Annotated in this window: 1 pseudogene; it reads left to right on the top strand. The window is 46.1% G+C overall.

Annotation, left to right across the window (positions count from 1 at the left end):
* Positions 1–436 (top strand): annotated as a pseudogene (locus BKE30_RS14060) (ISNCY family transposase); the annotation flags it as partial.

Raw genomic sequence — 436 nt, 5'->3', positions numbered from 1 at the left:
TAGCCCATGCCGGTCGTGGCCAAATCAGCAATTCTAAACTTCCTGAAGAACTCAGACTCAAGTGCCTCAATATTGTTTCTGACCAACTCCATGGTTTCGGACCCACTTTAGCGCATGAAAAGCTCACCACCGTACATGGATTCGATCTTTCAGTAGAAACCCTGCGTTCTTGGATGATTGCAGCTGATTTATGGATTCCTCGCGCCAAGCGTCTGAAACGCCCGTATCAGCCTCGTTACAACCGGGACTGTTATGGTGAACTGATCCAAATTGATGGCTCACACCATGACTGGTTTGAAGGACGCGCTGCTAAATGCTGTCTGCTGGTGTTTATCGATGATGCTACAGGAAAATTGCAGCATTTACGCTTCTGTGAGTCAGAATCAACCTTTGACTATATGATTTCAACACGTTTATATGTCGAACAGCACGGTAA

Origin of the sequence: Alkanindiges hydrocarboniclasticus (assembly GCF_001982605.1) — a bacterium.
Classification (GTDB): domain Bacteria; phylum Pseudomonadota; class Gammaproteobacteria; order Pseudomonadales; family Moraxellaceae; genus Alkanindiges; species Alkanindiges hydrocarboniclasticus.
The sequence above is the reverse complement of the archived record's forward strand: the minus strand, read 5'-3'. Positions and strand labels throughout refer to the sequence as shown.